Genomic DNA, 17,142 nt, shown 5'->3' with positions numbered 1-17,142 from the left:
GGAGGAAGGCAAGTGATCCGCACCCGCACCGGGGGATGGCAAGCGCTCCGCCGGCTGCGCCCCGCCACTGAGCGCGCCCGCCTCACCGTCCTGTACGGCAGCCTGCTGCTCGGCGCGGCGTGCGTGCTCGTCACGGTCATCTACTCCCTCGTCCAGGACGGGCTCGACAACCGCATCGGCAGCGCCTTCTCGGACGTGCGCCCGGGCATCCGGGTCGTCCCGCTCGCGACATCCGAACCCCAACCCGGCAGCCTGATCCCCTCGGACCAAGCCGGTGAGTACGCCCAGACCAAGATGGTCGGCGCCGCCGCTGACGCCACACTCAGCCGCCTGCTCACCGTCTCCGGCATCGCACTCGCCGTCTTCGCCGCATTCTCACTGTTGCTGGCCTGGTGGATGGCGGGCCGCGTGCTGCGCCCGGTCGGCGTGATCACCGCCACCGCCCGAAAGCTCTCCGGCGAGAACCTCCACCAGCGCATCGGCCTGAAGAGCCCGCCCGGCGAGCTGAAGGAACTGGCCGACACCTTCGACCAGATGCTGGACCGGATCGAGCAACTGGTCACCGCCCAGCGAAGGTTCGCCGCCAACGCCGCGCACGAACTGCGCACCCCGCTCGCCGTCCAGCGGGCGGCGGCCGACATCGGCCTGCTCGACACGGACCCCGAACGGGTGCGATGGATCCGCAGCAAGCTCATCGAGGTCGCCGACCACAGCGAACACCTCATCGAGTCGCTGCTGCTGCTCGCCGCCACCGACCAGGGACTGGAGCGACCCGAACCGGTCGCGCTGGACAAGACCGCAACGAACGTGGCCGCCGAACTCGCCGACGAGGCGGGGGAGCGCGGCATCTCCGTCGAGATCACGGCCGCGCCGACGACCGTCGAGGGCGACCCGGTGCTGCTCGCCCACCTCGTCCGCAACCTGCTCGGCAACGCCCTGCGCTACAACGAGTGGGGCGGCATCGTCCGGATCACCCTCACCGCCCCGGACCGTACGCTCACCGTCGCCAACACCGGGTCGCTCGTGCCCGCCGACGAGGTCCCTCTGCTCTTCGAGCCGTTCCGCCGCCTCCATGAACGTAGGCACACGGCGGGCGAGGGCGCCGGGCTCGGCCTGTCCATCGTCGCCTCCATCGCCCGAGCCCACGGCGCCGCCGTTACCGCTGAGGCCAACCCTAGGGGCGGCCTCACCGTGCGCGTGTGTTTTCCTTGACGAGCACCGCCCCAACCGGCCCCCAAGAGCTCCTGACACAATGACGTGAGGCGTCGCCGGCAGCTGAGCGCGCAGCCGAGGCTGAAGAGCGCGGCGGGCGTTCGCCGTGGTCCGCGCGCTCAGCGGGTCCCCTGTCGATCGGCCCGGTTCCGGATCCCGCCGAGTACGGCGTCGAGCATCCGGTCGAACTCCGCCACAGACCCGAAGTCGGCCTGCAGGGGCGTGAGGGTGGCCATCGTCGGGTACACCGTGGCGTCGATCGCGGGCATGTCACCGACCCCGTCGGGCCCGCCGCTGAGGACCGCCAGCAGATATCCGTTGAGAAAGCCGAACAGCATCAGCGGCGCGTCCGCGACCACCTGGTCGGGCAGCCCAGCCTCACGCATCGCGGTGACCAGTCGTTCCAGGGCGGCGAGGGCCACCGGTGAGGTCTGGGCGCGCGTAGCCAGCAGCGGGAACACCCGGGGATGCCGGTAGGCCATCTCCCGGTAGCGGTGCGCCGTCCAGCGGGTGATCTCTTCCCAGCCGCGGGGCGTGTCGTCCGCGCCGGCCGCCACCTCGGCGAGCACGGCCTCGGAGATCGCGTCCAGCAGCGCCGCTTTGCCCTTGATGTGGTGGTAGATCGACATCGGGTCGACCCCGAGCTCCTCCGCGAGCCGCCGTATCCCGAAGCGCTCGAGGCCGTCGCGGTCGACGAGTACGACGGCGGCGGCCGCGATGCGCCCGCGATCGAGCCCCGCCGACGTGCCCTGTGTGCGTCTGGCCACGTCTACTCCCTCCCTCTTGCCAAATCTACACCGTAGAATTTATCGTGCAGATGGAAACCTACGACGTAGGTTTCGGAGGGAAGCGGTCATGACCACAATGTCCAACTGCCTGCGGTCACCGTCTCGGTCGAGCATCGCCTCCTCCCTCGGACAGTCCACTGTCGGTGGCCCAATCCAGCACGCCCTCACCGCACCCACCCTGCGGACCCGCTACCCGGTGGCATGGACGTCCGAGCGCCGAGCACCCCCGCCCCCATACAGACAGGAGACCCGCATGCCCAAGCTGCCTGAGCCGCAGCTCGCCGACGCCGACGACCTGGTCCGGCTCGACCCGGTCTTCGCCCGAACGGCCGTCGGCAGCAGCCACAACCTGAGGAGCACCTGATGAGACCCCTGGAGATCCTGCTGTCGGCCGCCAACCTGCTGGGGCTCGCGATCGTGGCGATCCCCCGGCTACGCGCGCTGCGCCGGCCAGGCTCCGTGGTGCCCGCCGCGCTGCTCCTGGCGGCAGCGCAGCTCCTCGTCGAAGGCCCGCGCTGGCAGCTGGCCCCTGCCTACGCGCTGACCGCGATCCTCTTCCTGACCTGGCTGACCGGCGTCGTCCGGCCGAGCGCCGTGCACGTCAACCGACTGGTCGCCGGCTCAGCCGCCGGACTGGGTGCGCTGGCGGCCCTCGTCTCCATCCTCCTGGCGACGGTGATGCCCGTATTCCGTTTCCCCGAGCCGACCGGACCGTATGCGATCGGCACTACGACCTACCACTGGGTGGACGCAGGCCGTCCGGAGCTGTTCACCGACGCCCCCGATGATCACCGGGAACTCATGGCGCAGGTCTGGTATCCCGCCGAGCCTCAGCCGTCGGCGCCGCGCACCCCCTACATCCAAGACGCCGAGGCGGTGACGTCGGCGATGGCGCGCCTGGCCGGCTTCCCGGAGCCCGTCTTCAGCCAGCTCAGGTACGTGACCACCAACGCCGTCACGTCCGCTCGGATGGCGGTCGACCGCCCCCGCTACCCGGTGCTCATCTCCCTCACCGGGCTCGGCGGGTTCCGCGCCGCGAGCACCTTCCAGATCCAGGAGCTGGTCTCGCACGGTTACGTGGTCGTCGGGCTCGACCAGCCGGGCGCCGCCGCCATGACACGCTTCCCCGACGGGCGGGAGATCCCGGGGTGGCCCAGGGACAAGATCTATCCGCTGATCAGCCAGAGCTGGACGCCGCGGCCCGACGCGCCGACACTCCAGGGGAAGGCGCTTCCCGACGGCATCATCCCGTACTTCGCGCAGGACGTCAGCTTCGCGCTCGACCGGCTCGCGGGGCTGAACGGAGCCGACCCCGACGGCATCCTGACCGGCCGCCTCGACCTCGAGCGCGCCGGCGTCTTCGGGATCTCGTGGGGCGGCGCGACCGGTGCCGAGGCGTGCGCGAACGACCAGCGCCTCAAGGCGTGCTTCATCATGGACGTTCAAATGACGGCCCACGTCGTCAGGGCGGGCTTGCAGCAGCCAGTCATGTTCATGACCCGCGATACCGACACCTTCCGTCTCGAACGGGAGCGCAGCGGCGGCTGGCCGGAGAAGGAGATCTCCGAGACCATCGAGACCATGACCGACGTGTACCAGCGCCTGTCGGGCGCCGGCTATTACGTGGAGGTCCCTGGGTTGTTCCACGTCGACTTCACCGACGTCCCGGTCTGGTCACCGGTCACACCGCAGCTTGGCCTGAACGGGACGATCGACGCTCAGCGAGCACACGACATCATCAACGCCTACTCGCTCGCGTTCTTCGGCAAGCATCTCAAGGGACAGTCACCGTCACTGCTCGAAGGGCCGTCGGGCCGCTTCCCGGAAGCGCGGTTCATGCATCACCAGGGCGGGCTGGAGCAGCCGTCAGCCGCCGCGCCCTCTCGGTGACCGTTGTCCATCCGCCAGGCCGGGCGGACGAGGGGTCCGCCCGGCGGGGTCCCGGTACTACTCCGTAAATCTTGTTACCAGGGTGTTCGACTGGTGAGAAGATCGGGGGTGCTCCGAACAGCAAACGCAGTACTCGCAAGATTGCCGGAACCGCTGCACGCATTTGCGCTGAAGCACCGTGAACTGCTGAAGTTCGTGGTGGTGGGTGGAACGGCCTTTTTGGTGGACAACACGATCTTCTATGGGCTGAAGCTGACCGTTCTGGAACCGAAGCCGGTGACCGCGAAGATCATCGCGGTGCTCGTGGCGACGATCGTGTCCTACGTGTTGAACCGCGAATGGTCGTTCCGGACCAGGGGCGGCCGCGAGCGCCGTCACGAGGCGGCGCTGTTCTTCCTGGTCAGTGGCGTCGGCCTAGTGCTCAGCTCCGCGCCGCTATGGATCTCCCGGTACGTATTTCGTCTGGAGACCCCGGATGTGAGCCTGGTGACGCAGGAGATCGCCGACTTCATGAGCGCGCAGGTCATCGGCACGTTGATCGCCATGGTCTTCCGCTTCTGGGCGCTCCGGAAGTGGGTCTTCCCCGACGAGAAGGCCCGGTCCGGCAGCGTGCGACTGGCTCCCACTCCCGATTCCACGGACGAGGCGGCTTGATGGCAGCGAATCCAGAAGCCGTTTCGGCGGTTGGACTGCTTCATGCCGGTGCGGGCACGCGCTGTCATGACCCAGGCCGAGGTGCTTTCGGCTGTGCAGCCCTCACGTGCGGAGCAGTGCCGTACCCAGCTGTTGATCATGCAGAAGGAATTGCGCTGGTCCGACGCTCCGGTCGAGCAGATTGAGCTCACTTACCTGTCGGCCCGCGCCGAGTTGCTGTGCGGCCGGCCGGAGGGAGCGGCAGGGCAACTGAGCACGGTCTCGGCCCGGATCGAGGTTCTGCCACGGCTCCTGCAGCCAGGTCATCATCTGAGCACGGTGTGAAGTTCGTGTCGGGAGGCGACGCCGAGTTTCGGATATGCCTTGTAGAGGTGGTATTCCACGGTTCTCGGACTGATGAAGAGCTGTGAGGCGATCTCGCGGTTGCTGACGCCCGCTGCGGCCGGCCGGACGATGCGGCGTTCCTGTGAGGTGAGCTGGCTGAGCGGGTCTGCTCGCGAAGCGGAGTGCTCACCGGCCGCATGCAGTTCGGCACGGGCCCGCGTGGCCCACGCTGCGGCGCCGAGATGCTCGAACAGTTCCGCGGCCAGACGGAGCGGATGCCCTCGACTGGGACGTGCGGTGTGCTCGGCGGAGCCGCTGGCCGTACAGCAGAGCGGTGCGGGCTCGCTCGAAGGGACGTCCGCCCCGCTCGTGAAGGTGCACGGCGCGCGCTAGCAGGTCGTCGGCCTGTTCGCCCTGGCCGGCCAGGGCCTGGATGCGCAGTGCCACCGCCATGGCCCAGTCCTGGCCGGTCCGCTCGGCCCATTCGGGGAAGCGGGCGAGCGGCTCGGCGGCGCGTTCGGGCCTGCCGGCCATGATCGCTGCCTCTACCAGGTCGGCGGCGGCGATCATGGGAGTGTCCGGTTGGCGCCAGCGCGCTTCCAGGTGGGGGAGGGCCTCGTGGAACCGGCCGAGCCCGAGTTCCAGCAGACCGGGCAGACCATCGGAGGAACCTTCGAGGGCGGCGATTTCGGCGAGGAGGCCAGGTGTGGGAGCAGCGTCAGCGGCGATCTGGGTGGCCTCCTCGACAGCTGCTCTGGCCTCGGAGAACCGGCCTGCGGCGATCAGGGCCCGGGCCAGCCGGCCGAGTGGTTCTGGCAGCGCGTCGCATCGGCCTTGCTCGCGCAGCCGCGCCACCTGCCGGGTGGCGAGAGCGAGGGCGGCGTCGTCGTCTCCGGCCAGCAGCAGGGCTTGGACGCTCTCCTGGCCGGCGAGGCGGGGCAGCGCCCGCTCGTAGTCGTGGGCGCGCAGGAGTCGCCTGGCGGCCGCGCCGCTGCGCCGGGTGCGTTGTTCCGGCTGGGCGCTGAGGAGCGCGGCGTGGTCGTAGATGCAGGCCGCCAGTAGGGGATCGGCGCGGCGGGCGAGGTCTTCGAGCTCTGCTGCGATCTTCTCGTCCGGGGTCATGGTGGCCGCGAGCCGGTGCGCCAGGCGGCGGACCGGGTCGTGTACGGCGTCGGACAGCAGGCGGTGCGCGCGTAGCCGGTCCGCGAGCGGGACCAGATAGTAGGCGGCGGCGCGGTCCAGGGGGTGCCGGAACTCTACCCGCATCCCCGTGACACGCAGGACGCCCTCTGCTTCCGCAAGGTCGTTCTCGGTCTGGCCGAGCGCGGCCGCTGCCGTCATGATGGCGGCGAGGTCGCCATCGCGTTCCGCGGCGATCAGGGACAGGAGCGGGCGGCTGCCCTCGGAGACCGCGGTGGCCAGCCGGTGGCCGAACCGGCCGAGCACACGCGGCCGTACGGCGAGCAGGGGCGGCGGTATTACGCGGCCGAGACGCTGCTCGGTGGTGAGTGCTGTGGCGAACTCGCGCAGCGCGAGCGGGTTGCCCTCCGCTTCCCGCACGATCCGCTCGCGGACCTGGGGGTTCAGTTCGACGTCGGCGATGAGCTCCGCTGCCTCGGCCGTGTCCAGGGCGGGCAGGGCCAGCTCCGGTACGCCGGGAGCGTCGAAGTCGTCGTCGGCCGCGAAGATGATCGCCACACCCTCGGCATGCGCTCGGCGCGCGGCGTAGACAAGTGCGGCTGCGGAGAAACGGTCCAGCCAGTGGGCATCGTCGACCAGGACAACCCGAGGGCCCTCCCTCAACAGTGCTATCAGCGCCTCCCCGGCCTGGAACGGGTCGGTGGCATTGCGCAGTGATGCGGGACGTAGGAGCCGGTCGAGAGCTGCCGCCTGCAGGCCGTACTCGGTCTCGATGCCGGTGGTGCGCAGCGTCCGCCGACCGTGCGCGGCCTCCTCCAACAGAGTGGACTTGCCCGAGCCCGCCGTGCCTCGGATGAGCAGGGTGCCGCCGGCCGCCTGTTCCACCAGCGCGGATATTTCCGTTTTTACCGTCATCTGCACCCCCGTGACGCTACCCCGTGGGCACTACGGATGTCGGCCCAGTGGTCCCGTCCCTAACGTCCCTGTCATGGCCAAGACATTGTTTGACACCGTGACCGTCGGCAAGCTCGACCTGCCCAACCGGCTGGCGATGGCCCCGATGACCCGCAGCCGGGCCGCCGCCGGAGGGCTGGCCACGGAACTGACCGCCGAGTACTACGCCCAGCGCGCCGGCGCAGGACTGATCATCACCGAAGGCGTCCAGCCCTCCGTGATCGGGCAGGGTTCCATCGACACCCCGGGCCTGCACAACGCTGAGCAGGTCAAGGCGTGGCGCCGAGTGACCGATGCCGTGCACGACCGGGACGGCCGCATCTTCGCCCAGCTCTGGCACAGCGGCCGGGTCGCGCATCCCAGTCTGTATCCCGATGGCAGACTCCCCGTGGCGCCCTCGGCCGTCCCCTCAGGCGGGCAGATGACCGCGCGCGACGGGACGATGCTCGACCACCCCACACCGCATGCGCTGACCGTGGCGGAGATCGCTCAGACGATCGCCGACTTCGCCCAGGCCGCACGCAACGCCATTGACGCCGGGTTCGACGTGGTGGAACTGCACGGCGCCAACGGTTACCTGATCCAGCAATTCTTGTCCGACAACGTCAACCTGCGAACCGACGAGTACGGAGACAAGATCCGCTTTGCCGTCGAGGTCGCCCATGCCGTGACCGAGGCGATCGGCCCCGAGCGCACCGCCATCCGGCTGTCCCCGGGGAACCCGTACAACAACATCGAGGAAAGCGACCCGATGGGCGTCTACACCCGTCTGGTCCGCGCGCTCCACCCCGACCTGGCCTACGTGCACCTGCTGGAAGTCGGGAACAGGCGGGTCACCGAGGAGGTCCGCGCTGCCTGGCCCGGTGTGCTCATGCTCAATCCCCACTCCGGGACCACCCCGGTATACGCCGGGATGCACGCCTCGCCCGAAGCCGCAGAGGAGGCACTGACCGTCGCCGACGTCATCAGCCTGGGCGCCCTCTGGCTGGCCAACCCCGACCTGCCGGAGCGGGTACGGCGCGGCGGGCCGTACAACGAACCGGACCGAGCCACCTTCTACGGTGGGGACCACGAGGGCTGCACCGACTACCCCGCGCTGTCGTGAGCGACGGACCCGCACCCGGCCGGGCGTGGTGGCCGCCGACAAGGCGTACTCCTCCCGCGGCAACCGCGCCTACCTGCGCCGACGCCGGATCAAGGCGGTCGTCCCCGAGAGGGCCGATCAGGTGGCCAACCGCAAGAAGCGCGGCTCCCGCGGCGGCCGGCCGGTCACCCATGATCCCGATCTCTACAAGCAGCGCAACACGGCCGAACGCTGCATCAACCGCATCAAACAGTGGCGTGGGCCGGCCTTCCGGTTCGACAGGACGCCCGACAGCTATCTGGCCGGCTTGCATCTACGCGGGGCCGTCTTATGGATCCGAAGCCTCCCGGCCAGCATAGAGACCCGAACTCCGTACAGGCTCTAGTGCGACGTTCCTGAATGCGGCCGTACATCCCTGCCTGCCGACCTGGGGAGATGATGGTCTCAGGGGTATTGTCATGCCGAAACTGCTGTACGCGCGTCCGCCGGCGGACGCCGACGAGGAGCGGCAGATCCGCAAACCGGCCGGGGCCCGCCATGCCCCGGCCGACTGGATCACGCGGGCGCAGATGATCGCCTTCAGCTGGCAGGGGCTGCGCACCAGTGCCATCGCGGCCAGGCTGGGCTGTCACATGCAGACCGTGCGCGAGCGGATCGAGCGCTTCAACGCCGAAGGCCTGGCCGGGCTCGGCGATCGGCCCGGGGCGGGCCGTAAACCTCGGCTCACCGAGGTCGAACGCGGGTATGTCATCGCCCTGGCGCGCTCGGCCCCGCCCGGACGACCGGTTCGCGACGGGGCCGGCGACCTGGTCGCCGACGACGAGAGCGGTCCCGCGCAGTGGACTCTGGACAGCCTGACCGCCGCCGCCCGCGCGCAGGGCATCGTCATCGCCCGTAGCCAGGTCCGCCGGATCCTGCTCAAAGAGAAGGTCCGCTGGCGGCACACCCGCTCCTGGAGCGAATCGACCGATCCGCAGTTCACCCCAAAAGGGCCGAAATCATCGGCCTCTACACCCACCCGCCGCCCGGCACCACGGTGATCTGCGCCGACGAGCTGGGACCGGTGACCCCGCGCACCTTCCCGCCCGCGCCCGCCTGGTCACCCGGCGGGCATCGGATCAAGGACCGGCTGGAGTATTCACGCGGCACCGACAAGACCTGGGTCTACGGCGCGCTGCGCATCCGCGACGGCACCGAACTCACCTTCTGCGCGCCCTCGCGCAACAGCGACGGCTGGATCCAGCTGCTTCAGCAGATCGCCACCGCCAACCGGCGTGGCCCGATCGTGGTCATCCCCGACAATCTGTCCAGCCATTTCAGCTGGCGGGTCCGCCGATGGCCGGCCCGTCATCCGCGGATCCGCCAGGTGTTCATCCCGGTCAGGGCCTGCTGGCTGAACCTGGCCGAGGGCTGGTGGCGACTGCTGCGCCGGGCCGCGTTCGCCGGGCAGACCCTCGCCGACGCCACCGAGATCGCCTACGCGGTCGCTCTCGCCACCGCCCAACTCAACGCTCACGCCCAGCCCTGGATCTGGGGACGGCCATCCCCGCAGCCCCGAATCCTCCGGCATAAGTTCGTCTACCTGCCTTTAAGGAACGCAGCACTGGTGCCTCGGGGAACGCAGTTCGCCCGGATGGGGGAGCTTGCTCGGCTGATCTACTCCTCCGACGCGACCTGGACCGGGCGTCCTGACGTTGGCCGTTCGCCCTCTATTCGGTCTTGCTCCGCGCCCGCCGGCGCCGGTATGGTGCCGTCCAGACCGGCGGACGGGGCGACGTCACGCAGGGACGCCGAGCGGCGGGTGCTCGAGCACGCGGGGCTTGTACTCGACCAGCTGGATGCGGCCGTCGAAGGTGCGGTGCTCGATCATCTCGAGGGCAACGTCCGGATAGCCGTCGTAGATGCGTTCTTCGCCCGTGGCCCCGGTGATCACCGGGAACATCACGACCCGGAAGCGGTCGACGAGTCCGGCTCGTAGCAGGGACCGGGACAGGCTGAGGCTGCCGATCGTGCTGAGGAGCCCTGAGCCGCTCGACTTCATGGCGCGGACCGCCTCGACGGCGTCGTCGCGGACGAGCGTTGAATTGGCCCACGTCAGTGGCTCCTTGAGTGAGGAGGAGAACACCACCTTGGACGCTTGCGTGAGCCCGTCGACGGACGCCTCTTCTTCGGGCCTGAACTCGTCTTGACCATTGGGGACCTCGCCTGCGGCGAAGCCCGACATCAGGCGGTAGGTGTTCGCTCCCATCAGGTAGGTGGCCTCGGGCTGCTCGCCGAGCCATGCGAGGTACTCCGGGCCCTCGAGGCCCCAGAACCCGGGCCATCCCTCTCCCGATGCGTGGCCGTCGAGGGAGGTGATGAAGTCGACGAGAAGCTCCGACATGGCGGTGTCCTTTCCTAGGGTGTCACGAGCTTGGACCGGCCGGGAGCCACAAACTCATCGGCCGCGCTGTGGAGTAACAAGGAAACCCATGACGCTGCAGCCGATCAGGTCGGCGGAGCGGCACTGCTTCGGAGGGCCCGGAGCCCTACATGATTGCACTATGCACGCAGTCGGGGAATGATCTCCACGCGATTGGGAACGGCGGTTTGAGTTCTGTCAAAGCCCCAGCTCAGCCCCATCCGCGAACGGCCCGCCCCGGCGTAAGCATTCGGGCCGGTCAGGCAGCGACGAAGGCACGGTCGGTGGCCCCTTGGAGGAGCAACTCCTGGACGCTGTCCGCGCCGATGGCGTCGATCAGGTAGGCGAGCTGGTCAGGCAGGCCACCGTCGTTGATCGATGAGCCGTACCCGCTGACGAGAAGGCGATGCGTCCGGCCGAGACCGGGGCGATCACCAAGGGGAAACGGGGGACATCAGTCCGCACCACGGGAAGGGGGCGGGGCGCCGCCTGCGCGGGCCGGCGGACACAGCAGGGGGTTCTGTACTGGGCAAGACCGAGGTCGGATCAGGCGGCGCGCGGCAGCTTCCGCGGGCCAGTCCGTGCGGCTTGCCAGGCTTGGTCAAATCCAGGGCCGATCTTGTTGGCGACGGCCGCAGGGGCGGCGACCAGGGCGTGCTCGACGCATGGGCAGAACGGGTCGCGGTGCTGCAGCCAGATGCGCTGGTGCAGGCCGTCGTGCTCGACCGGCAGGTGCAGCGTCTCGGCGCGGGCGTCCAGGACGGTCGACATCTGGCGGCGGGTGCCTTCGGCCAGGCGGGTCACAGCACGGACCACGCCTGCCGGACGCTGGGTGTCGTCTTTGTCGGCGCGGAAGGCACGCCGTACGTCGTAGAGGGCCCAGGGCTGGGCGTTCAGGTAGTCGTCGAAGCGGGCCAGCAGGGGGCGGCGGTTTCCTCGGCGGCCAGGACGTCGATCAGGCGGGCTCCGGCGATCAGACCTTGGCGGGGATTGAGGGCGACGGTGACGTGTTCCATCAGCAGCGGCAGCATCGCCTCATTGGGGTCGGCGATGTAGTGGGCCACCGATCGGGCACGGCTGCCTGTGTTGGTCAGCGCGTATGGGCACGTTATTGCGAATAGGCGGTAACGGTGCTGGCCGGTGAGCGGAGATCTGATGGTGCCCGGGTCGGGCAAGACGAGTGTCGGCTCTGTATCGCGATGGGCCTCTGGCAGGCTTATCGGGTGACAGGGAGTGCATCGGATCCTGGTGACCGGTTCCGAGACCGGCGCGAACGGAAGTACGGGTACGACTTCATCGACGAGGTGCTGGTGCGCTGTCCTCGGTGCGACGGGTGCGCTGTCGTCTTGGCGCATCCGGGGACGCTTGAGGACGGTGAGGCGGCTTCCATCGGGGTCATGAACTTCCGTCGGCGCTTGCGCTGTAGGGAGTGTGGCTACTTCAAGGACGAGACGGTCGGCTCGGCTGTCGTCGGCGCTCCTGTCGATCCTTTCTTCCAGCGGCCGGTGTGGTTGCAGGCGAGTTGCCGCGGACATGTGCTGTGGGCCTATAACGTCCGTCATCTCGACTTGTTGGATGCCTATGTGGCTGCGAAGCTGCGCGAACGTGGAGATCTTGTGGCTTGGGCTCCGGCAAGTCTGGTAGAGCGCCTGCCCACGTGGCTCAAGACCGCCAAGAACCGTGCCGAGGTCTTGCGGACGATCGGGCGCTTGCGCTTGACGCTGCCCGCTGACGGATAGCCGGCGGCGTGCTGGTGCGCCCGGCAGATCGTGGAGTCCACCCCGACCTGCCAGACGAGCAGGCCCGCCGTATCGGCCAGGACCTGCAGCCCGGTGACGATGCGCTGCCAGACGCCGGCCCGCTGCCAGCGGCGAGACAACGAGTACACCGCCTGCCAGGAGCCGTAACACTCCGGCACATCCCGCCACGGCGCCCCGATCCGCACCCGCCACCGGATCCCGTCGATGAGCTGCCGCTTGGTCCACCTCGACGGTCGTCCCGGCCGTTTCGCCACGGGCAGCAACGGCTCCAGCACCGCCCATTGCGCATCGGTCAGGTCGAACCGCCTCGTCACCGCCAGGGTGGTCACGAGATCTCCGGTATTCAGGTTCTTCTTGGTCGTTGAACCCTTTACCGGAGATCTCGCTGTTTAGCGATCGCGACACACCATCACATACCGGACTTCGAGACAGGCCCTAGCCCTCCTCGCCTCTCGCTGACTCAGCCCTCCCAGCGAGCTGGGGCCTATGCTGCACCGACAAGGGCAAAGTGGCCATCCAATACCACACCGCCCGCTTCCGCCTTGTGCCCCAACTCACCAAGGCACTCAACGTGCCGAGCCCCGCTTTCCGCAAGCCCGGCTCCGTCTGGGCTGAGTTGCCCCGGCCGAGGAACGCCGGCGCCGAACCCGTCGGGCACGCCTGCCTGGGGTACGCACGCGCATCCACCGCCCGGCAGTCCCTCGACTCCCAACTCGACTCGCTCGCCGACGCCGGGGTCGCCGGGAGCTTCTCCGAGAAGATCTCCACTGGCATCCGGGGAGGATCGTTGCAGAGATTACTGTGTTTGTGGGCGTGATGTCGTGGAGGGATGACAGGTGGTAGCTGTCGCGGTACGCCTGTCTTATGAGGTATCCGCAAGGTGGCGGCCTGACCGCCGAATTGCGGGCATTTCGCGAGCGCATCCGACTGGAGGCCGCCGCGATGCCCTCGGGGCGGGCAGCGGACCGGCGGGACGGCCGCGCCCGTATCCTCCCGGGGATTGTGCTCGCGGTCATAACGAGGGACGACGGACGACGGAGGGGCCTGACCGGGCGCGCGGCACCAGGAACGCGGGGCCGCCTGGGCCCGGCCGTTCCCCGCGCGCGATCAGCGCTTTCGCGGGCAGTGCCGAGAAGCTCAGCAGCTCTCTAACCTCGAGATGCCCTTCTTCAGAGGGGCACCGCACCCGCACCCGCACCCGAGTACGGCCGTCGCCGTGGTCGACGAAGGATGACGCGCCGTGCGACGCCGTCTGCCCTACAGCAGGTCGTCGAGGGGGGAGGGGAGGTGTTCCAGCGGTCATGTAGCCGTGCAGGGGTTTGAAGCCGTTCTTCCAACCGCCCGCGCGTCCGATCTGGAGCAGGTCGCCGCCCGCGTGGCGGGCGGCGGCGGTGAACCCGTGGCGAGCTCATCGATCAGGCGGCCTCGATCGCCGCTCATCTCGGTGATGCGCCCCTGCTGTGTGACCCATGGCGGCGGCTTCCCCCTGGCCGCCGCCGCCCTACACCGCGTCTTCGCTGAGCACCGCGTCGGCCGCTCGGCTCCCGTTCTGGGGGGAGAGCCGATCAGGATGCCACGGCATCCATTTCCGCTCGACCTCCGCCTCCAGGTCGACTCCGTGATGCCGTGCCAGGAGCAGGACCTGGGACAAGACATCGGCGAGTTCGGATCGGAAGCCCAACTCCAGCTCATCGGCAGAGTGCCCCTTATCCCTGGCCTGCCCGGAGCGCATGAGGAACATCTGGGTCAACTCGCCGACTTCCTCCTGAAGCTTCAGCAGGAACCACGTGTCATCTCGGATGATCCCGTGCTTGCGGGCATAGGTGCTCGACACCGCTTCGACCGCTTCGGTGAGCTGCCTCAGATCCATGCCGGGAGTGTAGAAGGCGGCTCTGACAACTGCCGGACGCGATCTCATCTCCGCATTGCCGGTGCACGCACTACTGCGACACTGACGGACCCGGCGATCCGCGGTGGCCGTCCTGGGCCCAGGCGGGGCACCCTGTTGCGGCTCAGGACGACCTCGAACTGCGGGGAGTCCCCGCGCTGCCCGGCGGTGATCACGAGGCCGGCGTACAGGCCGGGCATCCACAAGCTCCCCCGGTCTGTCGCACGCCGGCAACCCTCGCCACCATGGTGCAGGCCGGCGGCATCGACGACGTGCGCGCCGCCGCCGACCGGCCGGACACCTCAGCATCACGCCGCTGCCGGCCTCGCCCACCCTCGACAGGAAGCAGAAGCGACGCGGACTCAGCATCGCCGCGTAGCCCGTCGCTGCCGGCGGCAACCAGTTGTTGTTGGCCAGAAGGTTGTCGATGCCGGCTTTCAGCGCGGCGTGCAATGCCACGATTACGACACTGGACGCCGCGCGGGATCCTTCGTGTCAGCGCCGGGGCAGGGCGAGCGCGCATAGGGCGAACGTGATGGCGAATGCTGCCTGGACGAGCATGCAGATCGCCAGCGCGCTCATGTAGGCCTGACCTGTCGGGGCTGTGGAACCGGCCAGGGCCGCACCGAGTAGACCTCCGGCGACGGCGACGCCGAGGCCCATTGCGGCTTGCTGTGTGGTTTGAAGCACGCCGGATGCTGCTCCCGCGGATGCTGGAGGGACCTCGGCGATCATCGCTCCGACGAGCGGCCCGAACATGAAGGCCTGACCGATACCGACTCCGACGAGGAGGGCGGCGAACGTCCACGAGTTCAGGTCGGCACCCTGGAGGAACACGGAGACGGCTGTGATGCTCAGGAGTGCGGCTTGGATGAGTCCGCCGATGGTGAGGAGCCTGCGGAACCCGGAACGGGGCGTGAGCTTCCCCGACCAGATCGACACGGTGAGGAAGCACAAGGAGAACGGCAACAGCACGAGGGCCGCGTGCATGGGAGGCCATCCAAGCCCCGTCTGCGTAGAGATCGCGTAGAGGAATGTGAACGCACCGAACGCGGACTGGAGCATCAACGCCATCATCAGCCCGATCCGGTAGGAGCTGAGTCGAAACAGGGGTGGCGGAACGAGCGGAACGCGGTCACTACGGTGCAGCCGCAACTGCCACCGCCAGAACGCTGCGAAGAGCACCGGCGTTGCCCCCAGCAGCGTCCAGCACCAGACCGGCCAGCCCAGTGCGCCGCCCTGGGAGGTCGGGATCATGAGTGCCAGCAGGGCGAGCCCGAGCAGTGTCGTCCCGATCAGGTCGAGCGACCGGTGGCCGGGCGCACTGGTGTCGGGCAGCCAGCGCAGCGCGGCGCCGAACGCGATCACGCCCATGAGCACGCTCATCGCGAAGACCATGCGCCAGGGGGCACCGAGCAGGGGGACGGACAGCAACAGGCCGCCGAGGACCTGACCGATCGCCGTGGCCCCGCCGGCGGTCGCACCGAACAGCGCGACAGCACGGGCACGTTCGGGCCCCTGGGTGGACGCCGTGATCGTCGCCAGCACCTGGGGAACCATGGCCGCCGCAGAGATCCCGGTGAGAGCCCGCGCGGCGATCAACACGGTGATGCTCGGGGCCAGGGTCGCGACCAGGGAGAACAGGATGAAACCGGCCATGCCGAGCAGGAAGAGTCGGCGTCGCCCGTACAGATCCCCGAGCCTGCCCCCGAGGACCATCGGAACGGCGAACCCCAACGCATACACCGACACCACCAACGACTGCTCGGCAGCCGTGGCACCCAGGGAAGCACCGATGTCGGGCACGGCGATACCCGCCGCCGCGAAACTGGCCACCGACAACAGCAACGCCGACAGTGTCGTCAGGAGCCGGCCCATCCCCAGTCCTGGAGTCGGAGGCTCCGATGGACCCGGTGCAGGCGGCGGCGCGGCACGGTCGTTCTCCCTGCCAGGTTCGCCTGCGCGGGGGGAGAGGTTGTCGTGTGGTGCAGAAGATGTGGCCATGCCGTCGATCTTGAAGGGCTGGTTATCCTGGCACCAGGAGCCTATTTATGGGGGTACTAGCCACTACCTGGATACCGGGTTCTCCGTGCGGGAGGATGAAGACATGACAGAGACCAGGCCCGCCGCGATCCGGCGCGAGCTCGGTGACTTCCTCCGCAGCCGGCGCGAACGAGTGACCCCGCAGCAGGTAGGTCTCCCGTCCACAGGGCGACGGCGGACACCCGGACTACGGCGCGAAGAGGTCGCCGTCCTCGCGGGGGTCGGCGTCACCTGGTACACCTGGCTCGAACAGGGCCGTCCCATCAACGTCAGCATTCATGTCCTGCAGGCGATCGCCCGAGCCCTGCATCTGGATGACATCGAGAGACGGCACCTGCACCAGCTCGCCGGATCAAGTACGCCGAAAGCCGGGCCCACCGAATGTGCCCCAGGACTCACCGCGGCGTTTCAACCTGTCCTGGACAAGCTCGACCCGTTCCCTGCGTGCCTGCAAACGCCGCTGTTCGATGTGGTGGCATACAACCGCGCCTACCGGTTCCTGTTCACCGACCTTGACCTCATCCCACCTGGTGAACGCAACTGCGCGGTGCAGTTCTTCACCGACCCCGACTGGCGCAGCCGCTACATCGACGGTGAGCTGGTTGCCGCCCGGATGGTCGCAAGAATGCGCGCCGAAGTCGGCACCCACCTCGGCGCCCCTGCCGCTGCCGGAGTCGTTGACGACCTCCGGGAACGATCAGAGGAGTTCGCCCGACTGTGGGCCCGTCACGACGTACTGCCCCAGCAGTACGAGACAAAGCGCCTCGACAGCCCTCTTGTCGGGCAGCTTCAGCTGAACTTCGTCTCCACCAGTGTTTCGGAGACGGGACACCGGATGACCGTGATGACGCCGGCCGATGAGTCCACCTCCCTACGTCTGACCCAGATGGCAGACCTCACTGTCGCGACCACGCGGATGTAACACCTGAAGAAGATCGTCGCTCGGGGCGGGGAGGTCGTCCTGGTTGACGGCACCCTCATCCCCACCCAGAGACGCACCGGCG

Annotated in this window: 17 protein-coding genes and 1 pseudogene; 9 read left to right on the top strand and 9 right to left on the bottom strand. The window is 68.7% G+C overall.

What is annotated here, in order from left to right:
• Positions 1 to 12 precede the first annotated feature (12 nt).
• A complete protein-coding gene (locus J2S55_RS41010; protein ID WP_306872428.1) occupies positions 13 to 1,212 on the top strand; it encodes a sensor histidine kinase in 1,200 nt (399 codons plus the stop codon).
• Positions 1,213 to 1,331: 119 nt separating this feature from the next.
• On the opposite strand, the gene J2S55_RS41005 is transcribed toward J2S55_RS41010, so the two are convergent.
• On the bottom strand, positions 1,332 to 1,979 hold the full coding sequence (locus J2S55_RS41005) for a TetR/AcrR family transcriptional regulator (protein WP_306872425.1): 648 nt from the start codon (positions 1,977 to 1,979) through the stop codon (positions 1,332 to 1,334).
• Positions 1,980 to 2,363: 384 nt separating this feature from the next.
• Between J2S55_RS41005 and J2S55_RS41000 the strand changes: the two genes are divergently transcribed.
• From J2S55_RS41000 to J2S55_RS40990, 3 genes are all read left to right on the top strand, one after another.
• Positions 2,364 to 3,890, top strand: coding sequence for an alpha/beta hydrolase family protein (locus tag J2S55_RS41000; protein WP_306872422.1), 1,527 nt, complete (start codon positions 2,364 to 2,366; stop codon positions 3,888 to 3,890).
• A 141-nt stretch (positions 3,891 to 4,031) separates the two neighbouring features.
• Positions 4,032 to 4,544, top strand: coding sequence for a GtrA family protein (locus tag J2S55_RS40995; protein ID WP_306872419.1), 513 nt, complete (start codon positions 4,032 to 4,034; stop codon positions 4,542 to 4,544).
• 42 nt (positions 4,545 to 4,586) lie between these two features.
• Positions 4,587 to 4,868, top strand: a complete 282-nt coding sequence (locus J2S55_RS40990) for a hypothetical protein (protein WP_306872417.1) — start codon at positions 4,587 to 4,589, stop codon at positions 4,866 to 4,868.
• Here the strand turns inward: J2S55_RS40990 and J2S55_RS48505 are convergent.
• Both J2S55_RS48505 and J2S55_RS40985 read right to left on the bottom strand, forming a co-directional pair.
• The gene (locus J2S55_RS48505; protein ID WP_370879813.1) at positions 4,850 to 5,071 is read right to left on the bottom strand and encodes a response regulator transcription factor; all 222 of its coding nucleotides are present in this window, start codon (positions 5,069 to 5,071) and stop codon (positions 4,850 to 4,852) included. The two genes, J2S55_RS40990 and J2S55_RS48505, sit on opposite strands and share 19 nt — an antisense overlap.
• Positions 5,055 to 6,923 (bottom strand): ATP-binding protein, encoded by a 1,869-nt coding sequence (locus J2S55_RS40985; protein WP_306872415.1) that lies wholly within the window; start codon positions 6,921 to 6,923, stop codon positions 5,055 to 5,057. The genes J2S55_RS48505 and J2S55_RS40985 overlap by 17 nt, the downstream gene beginning before the upstream one ends.
• 73 nt (positions 6,924 to 6,996) lie before the next feature.
• On the opposite strand from J2S55_RS40985, the gene J2S55_RS40980 reads away from it, so the two are divergent.
• From J2S55_RS40980 to J2S55_RS40965, 4 genes and pseudogenes are all read left to right on the top strand, one after another.
• Positions 6,997 to 8,067, top strand: coding sequence for an alkene reductase (locus tag J2S55_RS40980; RefSeq protein ID WP_306872412.1), 1,071 nt, complete (start codon positions 6,997 to 6,999; stop codon positions 8,065 to 8,067).
• Positions 8,024 to 8,431 carry a transposase gene (locus tag J2S55_RS40975; RefSeq protein WP_370879751.1) on the top strand — a complete coding sequence of 136 codons (408 nt, stop codon included), beginning with the start codon at positions 8,024 to 8,026 and terminating at the stop codon, positions 8,429 to 8,431. Before J2S55_RS40980 ends, J2S55_RS40975 begins: the two co-directional genes overlap by 44 nt.
• A 73-nt stretch (positions 8,432 to 8,504) precedes the next feature.
• Positions 8,505 to 9,086 (top strand): helix-turn-helix domain-containing protein, encoded by a 582-nt coding sequence (locus J2S55_RS40970; RefSeq protein ID WP_306872411.1) that lies wholly within the window; start codon positions 8,505 to 8,507, stop codon positions 9,084 to 9,086.
• Positions 9,083 to 9,457: pseudogene (locus J2S55_RS40965) on the top strand (transposase); the annotation flags it as partial. The gene J2S55_RS40970 and the pseudogene J2S55_RS40965, both read left to right, overlap by 4 nt.
• A gap of 366 nt (positions 9,458 to 9,823) precedes the next feature.
• On the opposite strand, the gene J2S55_RS40960 reads toward J2S55_RS40965, so the two are convergent.
• The 6 genes from J2S55_RS40960 to J2S55_RS40935 all read right to left on the bottom strand — a co-directional run bounded on the left by J2S55_RS40960 (position 9,824) and on the right by J2S55_RS40935 (position 15,973).
• Positions 9,824 to 10,429: a dihydrofolate reductase family protein gene (locus tag J2S55_RS40960; RefSeq protein ID WP_306872406.1), complete on the bottom strand. Its 606-nt coding sequence runs from the start codon at positions 10,427 to 10,429 to the stop codon at positions 9,824 to 9,826.
• 564 nt (positions 10,430 to 10,993) lie between these two features.
• A complete protein-coding gene (locus tag J2S55_RS40955; protein ID WP_306872404.1) occupies positions 10,994 to 11,263 on the bottom strand; it encodes a hypothetical protein in 270 nt (89 codons plus the stop codon).
• Positions 11,264 to 11,340: 77 nt separating this feature from the next.
• Positions 11,341 to 11,511, bottom strand: coding sequence for a hypothetical protein (locus J2S55_RS40950; RefSeq protein WP_306872401.1), 171 nt, complete (start codon positions 11,509 to 11,511; stop codon positions 11,341 to 11,343).
• A gap of 515 nt (positions 11,512 to 12,026) precedes the next feature.
• On the bottom strand, positions 12,027 to 12,536 hold the full coding sequence (locus J2S55_RS40945) for an IS5 family transposase (protein ID WP_306872399.1): 510 nt from the start codon (positions 12,534 to 12,536) through the stop codon (positions 12,027 to 12,029).
• 1,172 nt (positions 12,537 to 13,708) lie between these two features.
• Positions 13,709 to 14,077, bottom strand: a complete 369-nt coding sequence (locus J2S55_RS40940; protein ID WP_306872397.1) for a nucleoside triphosphate pyrophosphohydrolase family protein — start codon at positions 14,075 to 14,077, stop codon at positions 13,709 to 13,711.
• Between the two features lie 513 nt (positions 14,078 to 14,590).
• Positions 14,591 to 15,973 carry an MFS transporter gene (locus tag J2S55_RS40935; RefSeq protein ID WP_306872395.1) on the bottom strand — a complete coding sequence of 461 codons (1,383 nt, stop codon included), beginning with the start codon at positions 15,971 to 15,973 and terminating at the stop codon, positions 14,591 to 14,593.
• A gap of 124 nt (positions 15,974 to 16,097) precedes the next feature.
• Here J2S55_RS40935 and J2S55_RS40930 point away from each other — a divergent pair, with 124 nt between their 5' ends.
• Positions 16,098 to 17,060: a helix-turn-helix transcriptional regulator gene (locus tag J2S55_RS40930; RefSeq protein WP_306872392.1), complete on the top strand. Its 963-nt coding sequence runs from the start codon at positions 16,098 to 16,100 to the stop codon at positions 17,058 to 17,060.
• The last annotated feature ends 82 nt before the right edge of the window (positions 17,061 to 17,142 follow it).

This window comes from Streptosporangium brasiliense, assembly GCF_030811595.1.
Lineage (GTDB): Bacteria > Actinomycetota > Actinomycetes > Streptosporangiales > Streptosporangiaceae > Streptosporangium > Streptosporangium brasiliense.
Note: the sequence above shows the minus strand (reverse complement) of the source record. Positions and strands in the feature narration are given on the sequence as shown.

What these genes read in the sequence shown, in the direction of transcription:
- J2S55_RS41000 (WP_306872422.1), top strand. Translation starts at nt 2,364, where the DNA reads ATGAGACCCCTGGAGATCCTGCTGTCGGCCGCCAACCTGCTGGGGCTC.
- J2S55_RS40990 (WP_306872417.1), top strand. Translation starts at nt 4,587, where the DNA reads ATGCCGGTGCGGGCACGCGCTGTCATGACCCAGGCCGAGGTGCTTTCG.
- J2S55_RS40985 (WP_306872415.1), bottom strand. Translation starts at nt 6,923, where the DNA reads ATGACGGTAAAAACGGAAATATCCGCGCTGGTGGAACAGGCGGCCGGC.
- J2S55_RS40980 (WP_306872412.1), top strand. Translation starts at nt 6,997, where the DNA reads ATGGCCAAGACATTGTTTGACACCGTGACCGTCGGCAAGCTCGACCTG.
- J2S55_RS40970 (WP_306872411.1), top strand. Translation starts at nt 8,505, where the DNA reads ATGCCGAAACTGCTGTACGCGCGTCCGCCGGCGGACGCCGACGAGGAG.
- J2S55_RS40960 (WP_306872406.1), bottom strand. Translation starts at nt 10,429, where the DNA reads ATGTCGGAGCTTCTCGTCGACTTCATCACCTCCCTCGACGGCCACGCA.
- J2S55_RS40940 (WP_306872397.1), bottom strand. Translation starts at nt 14,077, where the DNA reads ATGGATCTGAGGCAGCTCACCGAAGCGGTCGAAGCGGTGTCGAGCACC.
- J2S55_RS40935 (WP_306872395.1), bottom strand. Translation starts at nt 15,973, where the DNA reads ATGGGCCGGCTCCTGACGACACTGTCGGCGTTGCTGTTGTCGGTGGCC.
- J2S55_RS40930 (WP_306872392.1), top strand. Translation starts at nt 16,098, where the DNA reads ATGCCGTCGATCTTGAAGGGCTGGTTATCCTGGCACCAGGAGCCTATT.